1 protein-coding gene is annotated in these 372 nt (G+C 50.0%); it reads right to left on the bottom strand.

Annotation, left to right across the window (positions count from 1 at the left end; all coding sequences use genetic code 11):
• A partial coding sequence (locus I6E38_RS15600) for a phage integrase SAM-like domain-containing protein (protein ID WP_235394746.1) occupies positions 1-372 on the bottom strand: 372 nt, incomplete at both ends.

The following is a 372-nucleotide window of genomic DNA, read 5'->3' as shown; positions in this document are numbered from 1 at the left end:
TATGCAGTCCCTGTGGTGCTGTCAGCAGATACTCACGAAATCTGTTGCACAAGTCCACGTTTATCTCACCGAAGGTACACTTGCCTTGCGTGAAGGTACGAAAGTGCATATAGACGTGCTGCCACTTGGAGTTCTTCTTGTCTGCCAGTTTCTTGAAGTAGGCGAGGAAATCTCCTTTCATCTTCTCCTTGTCGAAGAAATCATAACGCTCGTTGACGATAGCCTCAAAGCGACGGCAGCGTATCGCCTCGGCTCTTGCCGTAAGGTTGAGGTTGTACTTCTGTTCCGTCTGGTTCTTCGGCTTGGCATAGATGTAGATGCCAAGCGACTCATGGCGGATGACTTTCATCGTGCTCTCGTCACGATAGCCTG

This window comes from Leyella stercorea, assembly GCF_021531355.1.
Taxonomy (GTDB): domain Bacteria; phylum Bacteroidota; class Bacteroidia; order Bacteroidales; family Bacteroidaceae; genus Prevotella.
The sequence above is the reverse complement of the archived record's forward strand: the minus strand, read 5'-3'. Positions and strand labels throughout refer to the sequence as shown.